Source organism: Aeromonas sp. TECH754 (assembly GCF_056279295.1).
The window spans coordinates 721,100-737,169 of the sequence record NZ_JBWBRA010000001.1 but is presented as its reverse complement, the minus strand read 5'-3'; the positions used below and the strand labels follow the sequence as shown (position 1 = coordinate 737,169).

The window sequence follows — 16,070 nt, the reverse complement described above, 5'->3', positions numbered from 1 at the left end:
TTTACAGGATGACCAGCTGCCCCTGAATGGCACCCGCCTGCTGCAGTGCCTCCAGGATCGCCATCAGATCGCCCGGCGCTATCCCGACCTGATTCACCGCCCGCACCAGATCGTCCAGGGTCGCACCGGTATCAAGCTTGAACATCCGGCCCGGCTCCTGCTGCACGTTGATGGTGGAGTTGTTGGTGACCGCCGTCTGCCCGCCCGCCAGCGGATTGGGCTGGGAGACCTGCTGATTCTCGGCGATGGTCACCGTCAGCCCGCCATGGCTGATGGCGGCGGGCCGCAACTTGACCTGGCTGCCGATGACGATGGTACCGGTGCGCGAGTTGACGATGATCTTGGCGGACTCGGTAGCCGGATCCACCTCCAGATTCTCGATGGTGGCCAGGTAGGAGACCCGCTGGTTGGGGTCCCGTGGCGCAAATACCTTGATGGAGGTCGCATCCAGCGCCTGGGCGGTGTTGGGCCCCACCAGATCGTTGACCACGTCGGCCACTCGCCTAGCGGTGGTGAAGTCGGGCCGGTTCAGGTTGAAGGTGATGGTGTCCCCCTGGGAGAAGGCATTGGGTACCTCGCGCTCCACGGTGGCGCCATTGGCGATGCGCCCCACGGTCGGGGTATTGACCACCACCTTGGAGCCATCGGCACCCTCGGCCCCCAGGCCGCCGACCACCAGGCTGCCCTGAGCCACCGCATAGACACGGCCATCCAGCCCCTTGAGGAAGGTCTGCAGCAGGGTGCCCCCACGCAGACTCTTCGCCTCGCCGATGGCGGAGACGGTGACGTCTATGGTCTGGCCCGGCTTGGAGAAGGGCGGCAGATCGGCGTGGATGGCGACCGGCGCCACGTCCTTGATCTTGGGCTTGATGTTGTCCGGCACCTTGATGCCGAAGTTGTTGAGCATGGTCCTGAAGGTCTGCTCGGTGAAGGCGTTGTTCTTCTCGCCCGTACCGGGCAGACCCACCACCAGGCCGTAGCCGAGCAGCTGGTTGCTACGTACCCCTTCCACCGAGCTGAGATCCTTGATGCGGGAGGCATGCGCCAGCCCGAGCGGCAAGAAGCAGCACAGCAGGCCGAGCAGACGGAGTCGATTCATGAGATCTCCTGACTGGACCTGGGTCCAGTGAATCCTAGATGGGCCACCAGGGACCGTTGAAGAAGCTGGTCAGCCACCCCTGTTCCTGGGTGTTGGCCAGATCGCCGGTGCCGCCGTAATGGATGCGCGCATTGGCGACCCGCTGGGACGACACGCTGTTCTCCGAGGTCACATCCTCGGGACGCACCAGGCCGGTGATGCGGATGTATTCGTTGCCGTTGTTGAGCATGATCCACTTCTCGCCGCGCACCAGCAGATTGCCGTTCGGCAAGACCTTGACCACGCTGACCGAGATGTTGCCCTGCAGGCTGTTGCTCTGATCCGCCTTGGCCTGGCCCTTGAACGCGCTGGTCTGGCCGATGGAGGCCGACAGGTCATAGGGGCTCGCCGTCACCGGCACCCCGCCGAGGGTGACGGGTTCCAGCTCCAGCTTGTTGTCCTTGCCGCTCTGGGTGTTGGCCTTCTTCGACGCCGAGGTCGATTCGGCCAGCTGGATGGTGATGATGTCACCCACCCTGTGGGCCTTGATGTCCGAATAGATGCCATTGACCTGCTCGGGCTGGAAGATGGCGCCGGTCGGCCGGACAGAGACCGGCTCCGACTCGCCATAGACGGGGGCGAAGTCGGGATCGTCGGGTTTGGCGGTATTGGGTGTGCTGGCGCAGCCTGTCAGCGTCAGCAGGCCCAGCATCCAGATGGCTTTCATCATGGTTCTCCGCTTGAAAATGCCCAGGTAAACCTGGGTTAGGTCCGTTGAGTCAGGAAGGACATCATGGAGTCCACCGCCGAGATGACCTTGGAGTTCATCTCATAGACCCGCTGGGCCTGAATGAGGTTCACCAGCTCTTCGGTCACGTTGACGTTGGAGGTCTCCAGCATGCCCTGCTTGACCACCCCGAGTCCGTCCGCACCGGCCGTGCCCTGGATGGGGGCACCGCTCGACTGGGTCTCGAGGAACAAGTTCTCCCCCATGGGTTGCAAACCGGTGGGGTTGACGAAGTCGGTGGTGTTGATCTGGCCCACCACCTGTGACTGGCCATCTCCCTTGAGCTGCACCGACACCTGACCATCCTCCCCCACGGTCACGCTCTGGGCGTTCTCGGGGATCTGGATCTCCGGTTGCAGCGGGTAACCGTTGCCCGGCGTCACTATGGTGCCCTCGTCGTTGAGGGTGAACTGGCCGTTGCGGGTATAGGCCGCGCTGCCGTCCGGCAGCTGGATCTCGAAGTAGCCGCGGCCACTGATCATCAGATCCAGCGAGTTGTCCGTGGTCTGCACGTTGCCCTGGCTGTGGTTCTTCTGGGTGGCGACCACCTTGGCCCCCGCCCCCAGCATCAGGCCGGACGGCAGTTCGGTGTCCGCCGAAGAGCGCCCGCCAGGCTGGTTGATGTTCTGATAGAGCAGGTCCTCGAAGATGGCGCGCGCCTTCTTGTAGCCAACGGTGCTGGCGTTGGCGAGGTTGTTCGAGGTGACAGAGATGTTGGTCTGCTGGGCATCGAGGCCGGTCTTGCTGATCCAGAGTGCAGGATTCATGTTGTGCTCCTTGATTAGCTGATACGCAGCAGCTGGGTTTGAGCCTCGTCGTTCTCCTCGGCGGTCTTCATGATCTTGACCTGAGTTTCAAACTGACGTTGCAAGCGAATAAGGTTGGTCATCTCGTCGACCACGTTGACGTTGCTGCCTTCCAGCGAGCCCGCCAGCAGGCCGACCTCGGCGGAGGCGGCTTCATTCTGGCCGTCCTTGCGACGAAACAGGCCATCCTGCCCCTTCGCCACCGTGTCGCTGGCCGGATTGACCAGCTTGATGCGCTGGAAATCTTCCGGCAGGTTGGCGGCGGCCCCTTCGGGACGACCGCTGATGGTGCCATCCCGGGTGATCTCGATCTTCTCCATGGGCAGCGGCAGCACGATGGGCTGGCCGCCGTCGTCCACCACGTTGAGCCCGGTAGAGGTCTGCAGGTTGCCGGCGGCATTGAGCTGCAAGTTGCCCATGCGGGTATAGGCCTCTTTCCCATTGGGGTCCTGCACCGCAATCCAGCCCGGGCCGTCGATGGCGACGTCAAGATCCCGCCCCGTGGTCATCAGCATGCCGTGCTGCAGGTTCTGGCCCGGACTCTCGGTCATGGCGAACACCCGCGTGGGCAGCCCTTCGCCAAACGCCTGCATGCTGCGCGCCTGCTCGAAGTCAGACTTGAAGCCGATGGTGTTGGCGTTGGCCAGGTTGTTGCCACGCACAGCCAGGCTGTTCATGTTCTCCTTGGCCCCGGACATGGCGATGTAAAGCAGGTGATCCATGGGATCCTCCGTCAAACAGATGACTCTGGGGGGACAACTGCAAGTAGGATGCCAAGACAACAAAGAGGAGCAGAGGAGGGAAAACACACGAGACAGGCGTAAAAAAGGGCGCCGCAGCGCCCCTTTTAAATAACAACCAATTAGCGGATCTGCAGGATGCTCTGCTGCAGCGAGGTATTCACTTCCAGCGAACGGGAGTTCGCCTGGAAGTTGCGCTGGGCGGTGATGAGATCCACCAGCTCGGTGGTCAGGTCCACGTTGGACTGCTCCAGTGCCGACGACTTGATGGAGCCGAAGGTACCCGAGTTGGGAGTACCGGGCAGCGCATCACCGGAGAGCAGGGATTGACGCCAGGAGGTATCACCCACCTGGGTCAACCCCTGGGAGTTGGCGAACTTGGCCATGGCCACCATGGCGACCTTGACCGTGGTGGCGTTGCTGTAGGTCGCCGAGACGATGCCATCTGCGGTGATCTCGACCTTGGTCAGGCGACCGACGGTGGAGCCATCCTGAGTCAACTTGTTGACTTCAAACGGCGAGGCATACTGGGTCACGGTACCGAGCTTGATCTCGATAGCCTGGGTAGCATCCGCGCCATTGGTGATGATACCGGCCCCCGCCGCCCCCAGCTGCTCGGTCTTGATGACCGCCGGCGTGGTCGGGGTGACCAGCTTGCCGGAGGCATCGAAGGTCACGCGGGCACTCAGGGGGGCCTGGCTGACGCCGGTGGCCATGGTGGTGGCGGCACCACCCGCGATGTCGATAGGCTTGTCACCTTCATAGAGGTACATGCGCCAGGCCGTCGGCACCACCGCCTTGGTCGGGTCGGCCGGATCGGCTTCCTTGGTGAAGTACTGGGTAATGGTGTGCGGCTCACCCAGGGAGTCATAGACCACCACTGAGGTAGAAGAGGAGTAGGTACTCGAATCCTTGGGATCGAACTTGGAGGCATCCGCAGCACTGTTGCCCGCGGCCAGCGGTGAGGCGGTGGATGGCAGGTTGAAGCCGGCATCGATCTGGGACGTCTGGACGGGTTCGCCAGCACGGTCCGGGATCTGGATGGGCTTGGTCGCGTTGATGCTGACCGCCTTGGGGGTACCGTCGGCGTTGGTCTCGTACCCCTGCAGATAGCCGCCGGAGTTGCTGACCATGTAGCTGTTTTCGTTGAGCTTGAAGGCGCCCGAGCGGGTGTAGGTGCGGTCCAGGCTGGTCATTCCGTCCGAGGTGACGAAGAAACCGTTGCCCTGGATGGCGAGATCCAGCGCGTTGTTGGTAAATTGCAGCGCCCCCTGGTGGAACTGCTGCGCCACCGCGCCGGTCGCCACCCCATTGCCGACCTGCGTCTTGGCATTGGCGAAGATGGAGTTGGCATAGACGTCCGCAAACTCGGCACGGGACTCCTTGAAGCCGGTGGTGTTGACGTTGGCAATGTTGTTCGCGGTGACGTTCAGGTCTTTTTGAGCCGCATTGATGCCGCTGAGGGCATTGTTGAATGACATGTCTTTATCTCCTTAGATCACTGCTTTAGAGGTCGGGTCCGGGGTCGTGTTCGACTTGCCGGTCGTCCCGCCAATTTCCAATACGTCGGTCAGATAGATACCACCCAGCCCCTTGAGCTTGAGGGTGCTGGGGTTGGCGCTGGTACCCAGGGTGACGCTCTCGACCTGGGCGTAGGCCAGTGCCGGGATAGTCTCCGACTTGCCATTCACGGTACCGTGGATCTCGATCTGGTACTTGCCGCTCTTGGCCAGGTTGCCATCCTTGTCCTTGCCGTCCCACTCGAAGGCCACGTTGCCCTTCTGCTCGCCCTCGATGGCGAACTCCTTGACCACCTGACCACTCTCGTCCTTCACCGTCACCTTGAGGTTGCTGGCACCGTCGCCGGTGGCGATCATCCCGGAGATGGCTCCCCCCTTCTCCAGATAGCCGGTGTTGGAGGGGATGAGCACGTTCTGACCTACCAATGCCGAGGCCTGCAGCGCCTGGCTGGAGGTCATCAGGCTGTTGAGGCTGCCCATCTGGGTGGAGAGGCTGCTGATCCCCTCCGAGGTCGACATGGACGTCATCTGAGACAACATCTGGGCGTTGTCCACCGGTTTGAACGGATCCTGATAGGAGAGCTGCATGGTCAACAGCTTGAGGAAGGAGGCTTGATCGAGCTCCTTCTTCTGGGTCGTGGTGTTGGCCGTACTGGTCTGGTTCGTCGAAGCCCGGTTGACGCCGAGCAGGCTGTCATAGGTATCTGCCACTTATGCTTCCCCCTCTGTCCGGGTTTGCCGCGCACCGCACGGGCCGAGCCGATGGCCGCGGCCGTGCAGGCTGTCACAGGTCTCTGTCATCTGGGTTCACCTCTATCAGGATTTGCCGAGGCCGAGCGTCTGCTGCAGCATCTTCTTGGCCGCGTCGGCGACCTGAACGTTGGTCTGGTAACTGCGCGAGGCGGCAATCATGTCGGCCATCTCTTCCACCATGTTGACGTTGGGCTTGAAGATGAAGCCATCCTTGTCCGCCATGGGGTGGTTGGGGTTGTACTCCTTGAGCAGCGGTGCATCGCTCTCCACTATGCCTTTCACGTCGACGCCGACCGAGGCCTGCTTGTCGGACATGGCCTGCTCCAGCTGGGCGGCAAAGACTGGCCGCCTTGCATGGTAAGTTTTTTCCACGCTGGAGCTGACGCTGTCGGCGTTGGCCATGTTGCTGGCGACCGTGTTGAGGCGAACCGACTGCGCGCTCATGGCTGAGCCTGCAATGTCAAAGACCTTGAACAAACTCATCCTTGTTCTCCTTTCAGTGCCTTGAGCAGGCCGCTTATCTTGCCGTTCATGAATTCGAGGGAGGCCTGGTACTCGAGGCTGTTGCGCAGGAACTCGCTGCGCTCCTGTTGCACATCCACGGTATTGCCGTCACCGGTATCCGGTTGCAGGGGGTTGCGAAACTGGGTCGACCCCGGGGCATCCATCTGCAAGGCGATGTGCTTCTCGCTGGTGGTGGCGAGGCCAAAACCTTGCTGGCTCCGGGCATCCTGCAGCGCCTGGGAGAAGTTGATGTCCCTGGCCTTGAAGCCCGGGGTATCCGCGTTGGCGATGTTGCTCGATAGCACCTCCGCACGCTTGGCGCGAACGCTCAGCGTGTATTGGTGAATACCGAATGCCTTGTCGAATGAAATTGCCATAGCGCACCTCCTGCTTCACGAATGTTTAGCAAGAGGTGTGCCAAAGGGGGATTGGAAGGGATTATTTGATCTTGTAGACGATGCCGGGGTTGCAGCGGATCATCTCGAACTTGTCGGTGAGACCGGCAAGGGACTCCGAGGCCCCCAGCATCAGATAGCCGCCGGGATTGAGGCTGCTGGCGAACTGGTTGAGGATCTTGGACTTCACCTCGGGCGCAAAGTAGATGAGCACGTTGCGGCAGAAGATGATGTCGAACTTGCCGAGCAGGCTGTAGCTCTCCAGCAGGTTCAGGGGCCGGAAACTGGTCAATTTTCTGACACGCTCCGATACCCGCATCTTGTTGTCACCGTGGGCCTCGAAGAACAGCCGCTTGCGCTCGGGCGACAAGCCGCGTGCCAGCGCCAGGCTGTCATAGACCCCCTCCTTGCACTGATTGAGCATGGTGCTGGAGATATCGGTCCCCACTATCTGCACCCCGCCCGGCAAGGTGCCAGGCCGCTTGACCTGCTGCTCCAGCGCCGTCATGGCGATGGAGTAAGGCTCCTGCCCCGAGGAAGAGGCGGCGGACCAGATCTTGATGGGACGGCCGCTCTTGCCGAGCTCGGGGAAGATCTTGTCGCTCAGCAGCTGGAACGGGTAGGTATCGCGAAACCACAGGGTCTCATTGGTGGTCATGGCATCAATCACCGCCATCTTCAGATCCCGTTCCCGCACGTTCATCGCCCGGGTCACCAGTTCAGACAGACTCTCGATACCAAACTGAGTCATCAAGGGCGACAGGCGGCTCTTGACCAGATACTGTTTGTTGTCACCCAGCACGATGCCGCTCTGCAGCGCCAGAAAATTGCTGAATTGTTTGTATAAGTCGTCCGACAGTGTCTTCATGCAGTTTTTTCTTCTTTATTAGAGAGCGCCTTGTACGGCCTTGGCCAATTCATCAGGCTGGAATTTGGCAATGAAATTGTTCGCACCAACCTTCTGCACCATGGCCTGATTGAACACCCCGCTGAGGGAGGTATGCAGGATAACATGCAACTCCTTGAGCGCGGGATTGTTGCGGATCTCCGCCGTGAAGGTGTAGCCGTCCATCTCCGGCATCTCGATGTCGGAAATGACCAGCGCAATCTGATCCTTGATGGGACCCAGCTTGGCCATCTCCAGCAGCATGTTGAGCGCCTCGCGCCCATCCTTGGCCAGCACACACTGCACCCCGATGGCCTCCAGCGCTCGCAGCACCTGCTTGCGCGCCACCGAAGAGTCATCAGCTACCAGTACCGGACGCCCGTGGGTGTTGCGCTCCACGCTGGCTTCAACCAGCTCGGCACTCACCTCGGTGGAGACCGGCGAGATCTCGTTGAGGATCCGCTCAACGTCCAGAATTTCGACCAGCTCGCCATCCACCTCGGTGACCGCCGTCATGTAGTTGATGCGGCCGGCGCCCTTGGGGGGTGGCAGGATGGATTCCCAGTTCATGTTGATGATGCGTTCGACCGATTGCACCAGGAACCCCTGAATGGATCTGTTGTACTCGGAGATGATGATGAAGCACTTGGAAATATCCTGGATCGGGCGATTGCCCATCGCCATGCTGAGATCGATCACCGAGATGGTCTGGCCACGGATATGGGCCACGCCGCGGATGCAGGAGTTGAGTTTGGGCATGACGGTCAAGGGGGGGCATTGCAGCACCTCACGCACCTTGAACACGTTGATGCCAAATCTTTGACGTCCATTGAGACGAAACAGCAGTAACTCCAGTCGGTTTTGTCCCACCAGTTGGGTCCGTTGGTTGACCGAGTCCAAAATACTCGCCATAAACACTCCCTAAAAACGCTTGGCACTGATCGTGCATATGTCGCTGCATGCAGGTTGGCTTGCGTCAGACCATCGATGTCTCGGCAACCAAATTCAGCAGCAAGCATAGTTAACTACGGTGGTATACGTGATCAACTTATCGACCGGCAAGCAAAAATGATTAGTAGACTTTTCCTGATCTTACTGCCGTTTTGCAGCCTCTCTCACGCCATGGCGTCCGAGGTCACCCAATACCTGCAGGAACAGGCGCAGGAGTTCGTGCTCGGCCAGCTGGAGATCCCCCTCGATGCCCAGGCCGAGGTCAAGGCCGCGGCCATCGATGAGCGTCTCCCCTTGAATCGCTGCGAGGAGGCGCTGACCATCTCCTTCCCCACCAAGATGGAGATCCGCCGCAACACCACCGTCTATCTCAAGTGTGAATCGGCGCAGCCCTGGGATCTCTACCTGCCGGTGCGGGTCAGCATCCAGAAACCCTATGTCACAGTGGCGACCCCGGTGGCCAAGGGCGACATCCTCAGTGAGTCCATGCTGACCCTGGCCTATCAGGATCAGACTCTGGTGCGGGGCGACTTTCTGAGCGATCCGGCCCCCCTCATCGGGGCGCGCAGCAAGCGTGAACTGAAACCGGGTCAGCCCGTTCGGCTCACCCAGGTCTGTGTGGTGTGCAAGGGGGATGAGGTGACTCTCCTCGCCGAAAATAGCAGCATGCAGATCAAAACCATGGCCCGAGCCTTGCAAGATGGCAGCTTCGGAGACATGATCAGGCTCGTTAACATTCGCTCGGGCAGACAGGTACAGGGCACCGTCAGTGCCGTTGGTTCCGTGGTGGTCACATTTTGATTATTTTGTTAATGCTTCGATTTTTTTTCTAAAGTTCTGACCACCATCACCGATAAACAGAGATAAGCGAACAGCAAAGCAGACGAAGGTAAAGCGTATGGCTATCAACAATATCAACAACTTGGCAAACAGCAGGTTGCAAAATAGCGCAACCAGTCAGGGTGTAGCCAGCAAGTCAACGACCTCGGCCGAAGGCAATCGCGCGGCAACCGTCAAGACTGACTCTGTCTCCTTGACCAACGAGGCGCAGCAATTGCAACAGATGCACAAGACCCTCAACACCGCCTCCACCGGTAATGAAAGCCGCGTCGAAAGCCTGAAGAAGGCCGTGGCCAGTGGGGAATACAAGGTCGACAGCGCCGCCGTGGCCAAGAAGATGTTCAGTTTTGAAGCCGATCTGGATAAACGGCTCGGATGATGGACTTAGTCGCGCTGCTGCACGCCCAAGATGAATACCTCTCCCAGATGCAAGGCTTGCTGGCGGAGGAGTTTGACCTGCTCAAACAACACCAGGCTCTGGCCTTGCCGGCGCTGACCGATCGCAAGCAGCAACTGCTGGTGGTCATCGAGACCCTGGACAAGACCCTGGCCGAACTGCCCGATCTGCAGCAACGGCTCAGCGCCTTCCCGCAGCAGATGCAGGCATTGCAAGCCAAGCTGGACGCCTGCCAGGAGCAGAACAACCTCAATGGCCGGCTGCTCGAGCTGAGCATCATCTCCAATCGCCGACTGGCAAGCTTCCTCAGCAAGCTGCGCGATCGCAACTCCCTGACCTATGATGCCAAGGGCAATACCCGCTCCGGCACCCGCTCCCTGGGTATCAAGGCCTGAACTCCCCTCGCGTTTAACAACACCAGTCAGACCCCGTCACTCCCACGCTTCCCTACCCGCTTACAGTACCAATCGCATCAGTTCTGCGCCATCGCTGCAGGCATGAATGCGCAGCATCCCCTCCTCATAACAGCCATAGCTGGCCGCCAGCGCCCCCCGTGGGAAGCAGATCGAGCCCGGGTTCATCAGCACCAGATCGCCCTCCCGCTGCAGCAGGGGAAGATGGGTGTGGCCGCTGATAAACAGGCTGCCCGCCGGCAACGGCACCTCGCCGGGGCGATAGAGATGGCCGTGGCTGACGAACCAGCGCCGCCCGTCCACCAGCAACTGGTTGTAGGGTGCCGTGATGGGGAAATCGAGCAGCATCTGATCCACCTCGGAATCGCAGTTGCCCCGCACCGCCATGATGCGGGGAGCCAGCGGGTTGAGCCGCTCGGCCACGGCGGCGGGGGCATAGCCCTCGGGGACCGGATTGCGCGGGCCGTGATTGAGCAGATCGCCAAGCAGCAGGTAGTGATCCGGCTGCCAGGGGGCGAGCCGCGCCAGCACCTGCTCCAGGGCCGCCAGGCTGCCGTGCACATCGGAGATAATGGCTATCTTCATCCCGCGTTCCTCATGGCTGACTGAAATAGAGATCCTTGGTGGCGATCGCGCCCTTCAGGTTGCGGCTGGGCAGGCCGCTCAGGGTGGGATCCACCAGCCGCATCTGGTTGTAGTGATAGACCGGAATGGCCGGCATCTCGTCCATCAGCAACTGCTCGGCCTGGTGGTAGAGCCCGGTCCGGGTCGCCTCGTTCAGGGTGTCCGCCGCCTGTTGCAGCAGGGTATCGAAGGCGGGATTGCAGTAACCGCTCTCGTTCTGGGGATCCTGACAGCGGAAACTGTTGAGCATGGAAGACGGCTCGACATAATCACCAAACAAAAATGAGCGGGCCAGCATAAAATCTCCACTGTCTTTCGCCACCTGGTAGGCGTTCCACTCCATGTTGTTGAGCGCAACCGTTACCCCCAGCGGCTTCCACATGGCCGCCACCGCCAATGCCAGCTTCTTGTGGTTCTCAGAGGTGTTGTAGGTCAGCGTCAGCTTGAGAGGACGGGCGCTGTTGTAGCCGGCCTTCGCCAGCAGTGCGCCGGCTCGGGCCAGGCGGGTCGGTTGATCCAGCAAGGCCAATTCGGTGTTGAGCTCCTCATAACCCGGCATGGCGGGCAACAAGGACCAGGCCGGCGGCTCACCCTGACCACTGACCTTCTCGGTCAGCAGATGGCGATCGATGGCCATGGAGAGCGCCTGGCGCACCCGCACGTCCTGCAGCTCGGGGCGGCGCAGGTTGAAGGTGTAGAGGTAGGTGCCGAGCAGCGGCAGGCCCCAGATCCGCTCGGGTGTCTCCTGCATGGTTTTCTGGTAATACTCCAGCGCCACCTTGTTGGTGAGCTGGATCTCCCCCGCCTCGTAGCGCAGCCGCTCCGCATGCTGGGAGGCGAGGGGCAGATAGGTGACGCGCTGGATCCGGGTATGGGCATCGTCCCAGTACTGGGCATTGCGCTCCGCCTCGATACGCTCGTTCGGCACCCAGTTCACCAGCTTGTAGGCACCATTGCTGACCAGCTTGCCGGGCTGGGTCCATTGCTTGCCAAACTGGCTGATGGCCTGCCTGTTGACCGGCACGAAGGGGCGCTGGCTGATGAGTTGCAGGAAGTAGGGCACGGGCCGCTCCAGGGTCACCTTGAGGATCTGATCGCTCTCGGCCTCGACTCCCAGCGCCTCGAGATCCAGGGCGCCGGCATAGATGGACTGGGCGTTGTTGAGGCCGGTGGCCAACAACAGACCGGCGGACGGAGAGGCCTGCACCGGATCCAACAGGCGCCGCCAGGCGTAGACAAAATCCTGTGCTACGAGCGGCTCGCCGTTTGACCACTTGAGCTGCGGGCGCAGGAAGAAGCGCCACACCAGCCCATCCTCGCTGGTCTCCCAGCGCTGGGCCTGGGCCGGCACTATCTTGCCCTGGCCATCCTCGCTCACCAGCCCCTCGAACAGGTCCACCAACACCACCTCCCCCGGGAAACCGGTGCGGATCTGGGCCGGATCCAGGGACTCTGGCTCGGCACCGTTGCCCTTGACCAGGGTCTGCCTGTCCGACAGCACAGGCTGTTGCACCACAGTGGTCGCGTGCAACGGCGGCGCCAGCATCAGCCCCAGCAACATGGGAGGGAGCCAGCGACGAGCTGGCCGGCGGGTAGCGCAGTAAACTGCCGGACGGTGAACCATGACATAAACCTCATTCAATTCTTTTGACTGCAGATAGGGGGAAGGCCGGCGGCGCGCCCGGCGGAGAATGCATGATGCCGCACTTGTTATCCCCGAAGACGGCCCGTATTGTATCGGGCTTGCCCGATAGATGGAGTCTTTCGGGTTATTTTTTTCAGCCATTTCTTCTTAAGCAAGCAAGCGGACGCTGGCAGTCGTCTGGCACGCCTTCTCGCTACATTGTCAGGGACTGTTATGGGATATGAGTGGCTGGCGCTGGCAGCGGCCAGTTTATGGGCAATGGCCGCCCTTATTTCCGTCAAACCGGCCCGCCATCTGGGGGCCTTTGCCTACAGCCGCTGGCGAATGTTCCTGGTCAGCCTGATGCTGGGCAGCGCCAGCCTGGTTACCGGTGGCTGGCAGACCCTCACCGAGAGTGCCCTGCCCCTGCTGGCGCTGTCCGGCCTCATCGGCATTTTCGTCGGTGACACCGCCCTGTTTGCCTGCATGAACCGGCTGGGACCCCGTCGCAGCGGCTTGCTGTTCTCCTGCCACGCCCTCTTCTCCGCCCTGCTCGGCCTCTGGCTGTTTGGCGAGCGGCTCGATGGCTGGCGTCTGGTAGGTGCCTTGCTGGTACTGGCCGGGGTCATGCTCGCCATTCTGTTCGGGCGACGCGGCAACCCGCCTCCGTCTCAGCAGCACAACGAGTGGGAGCAGGTGCGCGGTCATCTGGCCATCGGCATCGCGCTGGGCCTGATTGCGGCCCTGTGTCAGAGCCTGGGGGCCATCATCGCCAAGCCGGTGATGATGGGTGGCGAGGTGGACGCGGTGAGCGCCTCCGGCATTCGCATGGGCAGCGCCCTGTTGGCGCACTGCGTGTTGCGGGTGCTGCGGGTGCCGCTGGCCCTGCCACAGAATCCCATCAACCGGCGGGTGCTCGGCATGATAGGCATCAACGGCTTCCTGGCGATGGCGCTCGGGATGACGCTCATTCTGGTGGCTTTGCGTCAGGGGGAGGTCGGCATGGTGGCGATCCTCTCCTCCACCACCCCGGTCATACTGCTGCCCCTGCTGTGGTGGCACTCGGGGGTGAGACCCGCGCTTCCCGCCTGGGCTGGCGCCCTGCTGGCGACCCTGGGCACGGCCCTGGTCTTGGGGATGGGCGGTGCCTGACTCCCCTAACCGCCCCTCTTATCCCACGAGGATAAGGCGGTCGGTCCAGGCTCTGCGGCTACCGGATTGCCCACACGGCGCCACTGCCTCTGTGTGGCATCAGCCCGTTATCGAGCCGCGCCCTCTCTTTCGGGAGAGGGCGCAGGCTATCAGAACTGGGCTATCTCGTCGTCGGTCAGCTCACGGTATTCGCCAGGTGCCAGCTCCTCATCCAGCACCAACGCCCCGATCTGCTGCCGATGCAGCCCGACCACCTTGTTGCCGATGGCAGCGAACATCCGCTTCACCTGGTGATACTTGCCCTCGTGAATGGTCAGCAGTGCCTCACACTCTCCGAGCAGCTCCAGCTGTGCGGGGCGGGTCTTGTCTTCCTCGTTGCGCAGGAAGACCCCGTCGGCAAACAGCGAGATGGCATCCTCGTTCACCGGATCCGCCAGCCAGACATGGTAGGTCTTGGCGCACTCGTGGCGCGGCGAGGTGATGCGGTGAGACCACTGGCCGTCATCGGTGATCAGCACCAGCCCTGTGGTATCGAGATCGAGCCGGCCCACCACGTGCAGCTTGCCCATGGCAGGCTCATCCAGCAGCTGGAAGACGGTCGCGTGATCCGGGTCCTCGTTGGAGCAGACGTAGCCTTCCGGTTTGTGCAGCATGAAGTAGCGGTTGCGCTGGTCCAACGAGAGCATGACCCCATCGAACTCGATCTGGCTCTGCTCGTTGATGTGGAAGGCGGGCTGCTTGACCAGGATCCCGTCCACCATCACCTCACCCTGACGGATCAGCTTGCCCGCCTGGGAGCGGGTCAAATCGGAGCAATCGCAAAGAAATTTATCGAGCCGCATGCCAAAACCTCGGAGTCCATCAATAAAGGGGCGTCATTATATCGGCCGGGCCGGACAACGCCAGCACTAAGCAAGGATGGGAGCCACTGGATACCCTTTGACTATTACTGGGTTGCACGGCTGACGACGCGGCCGACTGACCACATCATTCACTGGCTCGGGCAGGCTCGGCCTGAAGACGGTGCTTGAAAGCCGCCTCCCAATGCCTCAATCTTGGTGTTACATAGCGATACAAGCTGGTTTCGATGACAAAAACCACACAAACATACATAGACTCAATAGTGTCGTGGTAGATTGCTCGATAACGCGCCCGTTACGCACAATAATGTCAGGAAGCCGTATGAAGTCGAGCACGCCTCATCCCGTCATCCCGGTCAATCGGCTGCAATCGGGCATGTATGTGGTTGCCATCACCAGCCAGACCGGCGCCATGGAAATTGCCCAGACGGGACTGGTCACGAACCACCAGCAGATAGAGGCCCTGATCCGGCGCGGGGTCAGCGCCGTGCAGGTGGATATCTCCCGCAGCAAGCTGGCCGGGCTCGAGCCCGCCGCCGCCCCTCAACCTGACGACGCCTCGTCCACCCCACCCCGTCCGGGCACCAGTGCCAACGGCGAAGGGCGCGAGCTCAAGATCCGCCGCCTGTATCAGGAGGCCCGCGCGCTGCAGGGCAAGTTCATCCGCCAGCTCAAGGCAGGGGAACCCATCGACATCACGCCGCTCGCCGCAGTCGCCGAAGAGATGGTAGACACCATGTTCAGCCACGGCGACGCCATGCTCTGCCTTGCCCGCATCCGGGCCAAGGACGCCTATCTGATGGAACACTCCATGAACGTGGCCATCCTCTTGGCCAACTTCGGCCGCTATCTGGGGCTCCCGCGCAGCGTGCTCAAGGAGCTGACCCTGGGGGGCCTGCTGCACGACGTGGGCAAGATCATGACCCCGGACGAGGTGCTCAACAAACCGGGCAAGCTGACCGACGAGGAGTTTGACGTGATGCGCCTGCACGTGGTGCACAGCCACGACATCCTGCTGGCGACGGCCGGCATCACCCCCATCATGCTGGAGGTGGCGGCCAATCACCACGAGCGGCTCGACGGCAGCGGTTATCCCCGTCGTCTGAAGGGGCCCCAGCTGTCGCTCTATACCCGCATGAGCGGCATCGTCGATGTCTACGACGCCGTGACGGCGGACCGGGTCTACAAGCAGGGGATGCAACCGACCCAGGCGTTCCGGATCCTGCTCAAGGGCGCGGATCATCACTTCGATCGGGAATTGGTCACCCGCTTCATCAAGTGCATGGGGGTCTATCCGGTCGGCACCCTGGTGCAGCTGTCCAACCAGCGGCTGGCCATCGTCATGCAACGCAATCCAAAGGAGCCGCTCAAACCGGTGGTGAAGGTGATCTATCACACTGGCCAGCGCCACTACCTCGAGGTGCAGTGGCTGGATCTCGCCAGGAGCGGGGGACAGGAGAGCATAGAGAGCACGGTGGATCCCAAGGAGTTTGGCATCAACCTCGCCAACTTCGTCTAGGTGTTGCGAGACTCGGATCGCCGCTCGCGGCAATAGTGGATGAGAAACTCCTCATCCAGAGGTGACAGGCAAAACCGCAGGCTGGCTTCCTCGATGGCCTGCAAATCGTGCTGCCGATGCTCACCGAGCCAGCGCACGGCGCGGCGCAGATCCTCGCCCTGGGGCAACAGACTGTGATCGCTCATGGGGAACCTCCTGCCAACCGGGCTCGAAATGTCGAG

19 protein-coding genes are annotated in these 16,070 nt (G+C 61.4%); 5 read left to right on the top strand and 14 right to left on the bottom strand.

What is annotated here, in order from left to right; all coding sequences use genetic code 11:
- Nucleotide 1 precedes the first annotated feature (1 nt).
- From ACZ9IL_RS03295 to ACZ9IL_RS03250, 10 genes are all read right to left on the bottom strand, one after another.
- Nucleotides 2–1,099, bottom strand: coding sequence for a flagellar basal body P-ring protein FlgI (locus ACZ9IL_RS03295; protein WP_476002219.1), 1,098 nt, complete (start codon nucleotides 1,097–1,099; stop codon nucleotides 2–4).
- Between the two features lie 34 nt (nucleotides 1,100–1,133).
- Nucleotides 1,134–1,805: a flagellar basal body L-ring protein FlgH gene (gene flgH / locus ACZ9IL_RS03290; RefSeq protein WP_033131137.1), complete on the bottom strand. Its 672-nt coding sequence runs from the start codon at nucleotides 1,803–1,805 to the stop codon at nucleotides 1,134–1,136.
- Between the two features lie 38 nt (nucleotides 1,806–1,843).
- Nucleotides 1,844–2,632: a flagellar basal-body rod protein FlgG gene (flgG, locus tag ACZ9IL_RS03285; protein WP_033131136.1), complete on the bottom strand. Its 789-nt coding sequence runs from the start codon at nucleotides 2,630–2,632 to the stop codon at nucleotides 1,844–1,846.
- Between the two features lie 14 nt (nucleotides 2,633–2,646).
- On the bottom strand, nucleotides 2,647–3,393 hold the full coding sequence (flgF, locus tag ACZ9IL_RS03280; protein ID WP_476002218.1) for a flagellar basal-body rod protein FlgF: 747 nt from the start codon (nucleotides 3,391–3,393) through the stop codon (nucleotides 2,647–2,649).
- A gap of 140 nt (nucleotides 3,394–3,533) precedes the next feature.
- On the bottom strand, nucleotides 3,534–4,892 hold the full coding sequence (gene flgE / locus ACZ9IL_RS03275) for a flagellar hook protein FlgE (RefSeq protein WP_476002217.1): 1,359 nt from the start codon (nucleotides 4,890–4,892) through the stop codon (nucleotides 3,534–3,536).
- 12 nt (nucleotides 4,893–4,904) lie between these two features.
- The gene (locus ACZ9IL_RS03270; RefSeq protein ID WP_476002216.1) at nucleotides 4,905–5,642 is read right to left on the bottom strand and encodes a flagellar hook assembly protein FlgD; all 738 of its coding nucleotides are present in this window, start codon (nucleotides 5,640–5,642) and stop codon (nucleotides 4,905–4,907) included.
- Nucleotides 5,643–5,747: 105 nt separating this feature from the next.
- Entirely contained in the window at nucleotides 5,748–6,167 is a 420-nt protein-coding gene (gene flgC, locus ACZ9IL_RS03265) for a flagellar basal body rod protein FlgC (protein WP_139700896.1), read from the bottom strand.
- Nucleotides 6,164–6,565 (bottom strand): flagellar basal body rod protein FlgB, encoded by a 402-nt coding sequence (gene flgB / locus ACZ9IL_RS03260; RefSeq protein ID WP_476002215.1) that lies wholly within the window; start codon nucleotides 6,563–6,565, stop codon nucleotides 6,164–6,166. Before flgB ends, flgC begins: the two co-directional genes overlap by 4 nt.
- A gap of 61 nt (nucleotides 6,566–6,626) precedes the next feature.
- Nucleotides 6,627–7,451: a CheR family methyltransferase gene (locus tag ACZ9IL_RS03255; RefSeq protein ID WP_476002214.1), complete on the bottom strand. Its 825-nt coding sequence runs from the start codon at nucleotides 7,449–7,451 to the stop codon at nucleotides 6,627–6,629.
- Nucleotides 7,452–7,469: 18 nt separating this feature from the next.
- Nucleotides 7,470–8,381, bottom strand: coding sequence for a chemotaxis protein CheV (locus tag ACZ9IL_RS03250; protein ID WP_476002213.1), 912 nt, complete (start codon nucleotides 8,379–8,381; stop codon nucleotides 7,470–7,472).
- A 234-nt stretch (nucleotides 8,382–8,615) separates the two neighbouring features.
- On the opposite strand from ACZ9IL_RS03250, the gene flgA reads away from it, so the two are divergent.
- The 3 genes from flgA (at nucleotide 8,616) to ACZ9IL_RS03235 (ending at nucleotide 10,052) form a co-directional block, all read left to right on the top strand.
- Entirely contained in the window at nucleotides 8,616–9,221 is a 606-nt protein-coding gene (flgA, locus tag ACZ9IL_RS03245) for a flagellar basal body P-ring formation chaperone FlgA (RefSeq protein WP_476005296.1), read from the top strand.
- A 97-nt stretch (nucleotides 9,222–9,318) separates the two neighbouring features.
- Entirely contained in the window at nucleotides 9,319–9,639 is a 321-nt protein-coding gene (flgM, locus tag ACZ9IL_RS03240; protein WP_476002212.1) for a flagellar biosynthesis anti-sigma factor FlgM, read from the top strand.
- Nucleotides 9,636–10,052, top strand: coding sequence for a flagella synthesis protein FlgN (locus tag ACZ9IL_RS03235; protein ID WP_476002211.1), 417 nt, complete (start codon nucleotides 9,636–9,638; stop codon nucleotides 10,050–10,052). Before flgM ends, ACZ9IL_RS03235 begins: the two co-directional genes overlap by 4 nt.
- Before the next feature lie 60 nt (nucleotides 10,053–10,112).
- On the opposite strand, the gene yfcE is transcribed toward ACZ9IL_RS03235, so the two are convergent.
- Together yfcE and ACZ9IL_RS03225 are read right to left on the bottom strand one after the other, a co-directional pair.
- Nucleotides 10,113–10,655 (bottom strand): phosphodiesterase, encoded by a 543-nt coding sequence (gene yfcE, locus ACZ9IL_RS03230; protein WP_476002210.1) that lies wholly within the window; start codon nucleotides 10,653–10,655, stop codon nucleotides 10,113–10,115.
- 10 nt (nucleotides 10,656–10,665) lie between these two features.
- A complete protein-coding gene (locus ACZ9IL_RS03225) occupies nucleotides 10,666–12,318 on the bottom strand; it encodes a peptide ABC transporter substrate-binding protein (RefSeq protein WP_476002209.1) in 1,653 nt (550 codons plus the stop codon).
- Nucleotides 12,319–12,552: 234 nt separating this feature from the next.
- Between ACZ9IL_RS03225 and ACZ9IL_RS03220 the strand changes: the two genes are divergently transcribed.
- Nucleotides 12,553–13,470: a DMT family transporter gene (locus ACZ9IL_RS03220; RefSeq protein ID WP_476002208.1), complete on the top strand. Its 918-nt coding sequence runs from the start codon at nucleotides 12,553–12,555 to the stop codon at nucleotides 13,468–13,470.
- Nucleotides 13,471–13,619: 149 nt separating this feature from the next.
- On the opposite strand, the gene rsuA is transcribed toward ACZ9IL_RS03220, so the two are convergent.
- Nucleotides 13,620–14,312, bottom strand: a complete 693-nt coding sequence (gene rsuA / locus ACZ9IL_RS03215; RefSeq protein ID WP_476002207.1) for a 16S rRNA pseudouridine(516) synthase RsuA — start codon at nucleotides 14,310–14,312, stop codon at nucleotides 13,620–13,622.
- A 340-nt stretch (nucleotides 14,313–14,652) separates the two neighbouring features.
- Here rsuA and ACZ9IL_RS03210 point away from each other — a divergent pair, with 340 nt between their 5' ends.
- A complete protein-coding gene (locus tag ACZ9IL_RS03210; protein WP_476002206.1) occupies nucleotides 14,653–15,849 on the top strand; it encodes an HD-GYP domain-containing protein in 1,197 nt (398 codons plus the stop codon).
- Here ACZ9IL_RS03210 and ACZ9IL_RS03205 read toward each other — a convergent pair.
- Nucleotides 15,846–16,034 carry a hypothetical protein gene (locus tag ACZ9IL_RS03205; RefSeq protein ID WP_476002205.1) on the bottom strand — a complete coding sequence of 63 codons (189 nt, stop codon included), beginning with the start codon at nucleotides 16,032–16,034 and terminating at the stop codon, nucleotides 15,846–15,848. The two genes, ACZ9IL_RS03210 and ACZ9IL_RS03205, sit on opposite strands and share 4 nt — an antisense overlap.
- Between the last annotated feature and the right edge of the window lie 36 nt (nucleotides 16,035–16,070).

Bases quoted from the DNA above. Each gene is read 5' to 3' on its own strand.
- ACZ9IL_RS03295 (WP_476002219.1), bottom strand. From the start codon at position 1,099: ATGAATCGACTCCGTCTGCTCGGCCTGCTGTGCTGCTTCTTGCCGCTC.
- flgH (WP_033131137.1), bottom strand. From the start codon at position 1,805: ATGAAAGCCATCTGGATGCTGGGCCTGCTGACGCTGACAGGCTGCGCC.
- flgG (WP_033131136.1), bottom strand. From the start codon at position 2,632: ATGAATCCTGCACTCTGGATCAGCAAGACCGGCCTCGATGCCCAGCAG.
- flgF (WP_476002218.1), bottom strand. From the start codon at position 3,393: ATGGATCACCTGCTTTACATCGCCATGTCCGGGGCCAAGGAGAACATG.
- flgE (WP_476002217.1), bottom strand. From the start codon at position 4,892: ATGTCATTCAACAATGCCCTCAGCGGCATCAATGCGGCTCAAAAAGAC.
- flgC (WP_139700896.1), bottom strand. From the start codon at position 6,167: ATGAGTTTGTTCAAGGTCTTTGACATTGCAGGCTCAGCCATGAGCGCG.
- flgB (WP_476002215.1), bottom strand. From the start codon at position 6,565: ATGGCAATTTCATTCGACAAGGCATTCGGTATTCACCAATACACGCTG.
- ACZ9IL_RS03255 (WP_476002214.1), bottom strand. From the start codon at position 7,451: ATGAAGACACTGTCGGACGACTTATACAAACAATTCAGCAATTTTCTG.
- ACZ9IL_RS03250 (WP_476002213.1), bottom strand. From the start codon at position 8,381: ATGGCGAGTATTTTGGACTCGGTCAACCAACGGACCCAACTGGTGGGA.
- flgM (WP_476002212.1), top strand. From the start codon at position 9,319: ATGGCTATCAACAATATCAACAACTTGGCAAACAGCAGGTTGCAAAAT.
- ACZ9IL_RS03235 (WP_476002211.1), top strand. From the start codon at position 9,636: ATGATGGACTTAGTCGCGCTGCTGCACGCCCAAGATGAATACCTCTCC.
- yfcE (WP_476002210.1), bottom strand. From the start codon at position 10,655: ATGAAGATAGCCATTATCTCCGATGTGCACGGCAGCCTGGCGGCCCTG.
- ACZ9IL_RS03225 (WP_476002209.1), bottom strand. From the start codon at position 12,318: ATGGTTCACCGTCCGGCAGTTTACTGCGCTACCCGCCGGCCAGCTCGT.
- ACZ9IL_RS03220 (WP_476002208.1), top strand. From the start codon at position 12,553: ATGGGATATGAGTGGCTGGCGCTGGCAGCGGCCAGTTTATGGGCAATG.
- rsuA (WP_476002207.1), bottom strand. From the start codon at position 14,312: ATGCGGCTCGATAAATTTCTTTGCGATTGCTCCGATTTGACCCGCTCC.
- ACZ9IL_RS03210 (WP_476002206.1), top strand. From the start codon at position 14,653: ATGAAGTCGAGCACGCCTCATCCCGTCATCCCGGTCAATCGGCTGCAA.
- ACZ9IL_RS03205 (WP_476002205.1), bottom strand. From the start codon at position 16,034: ATGAGCGATCACAGTCTGTTGCCCCAGGGCGAGGATCTGCGCCGCGCC.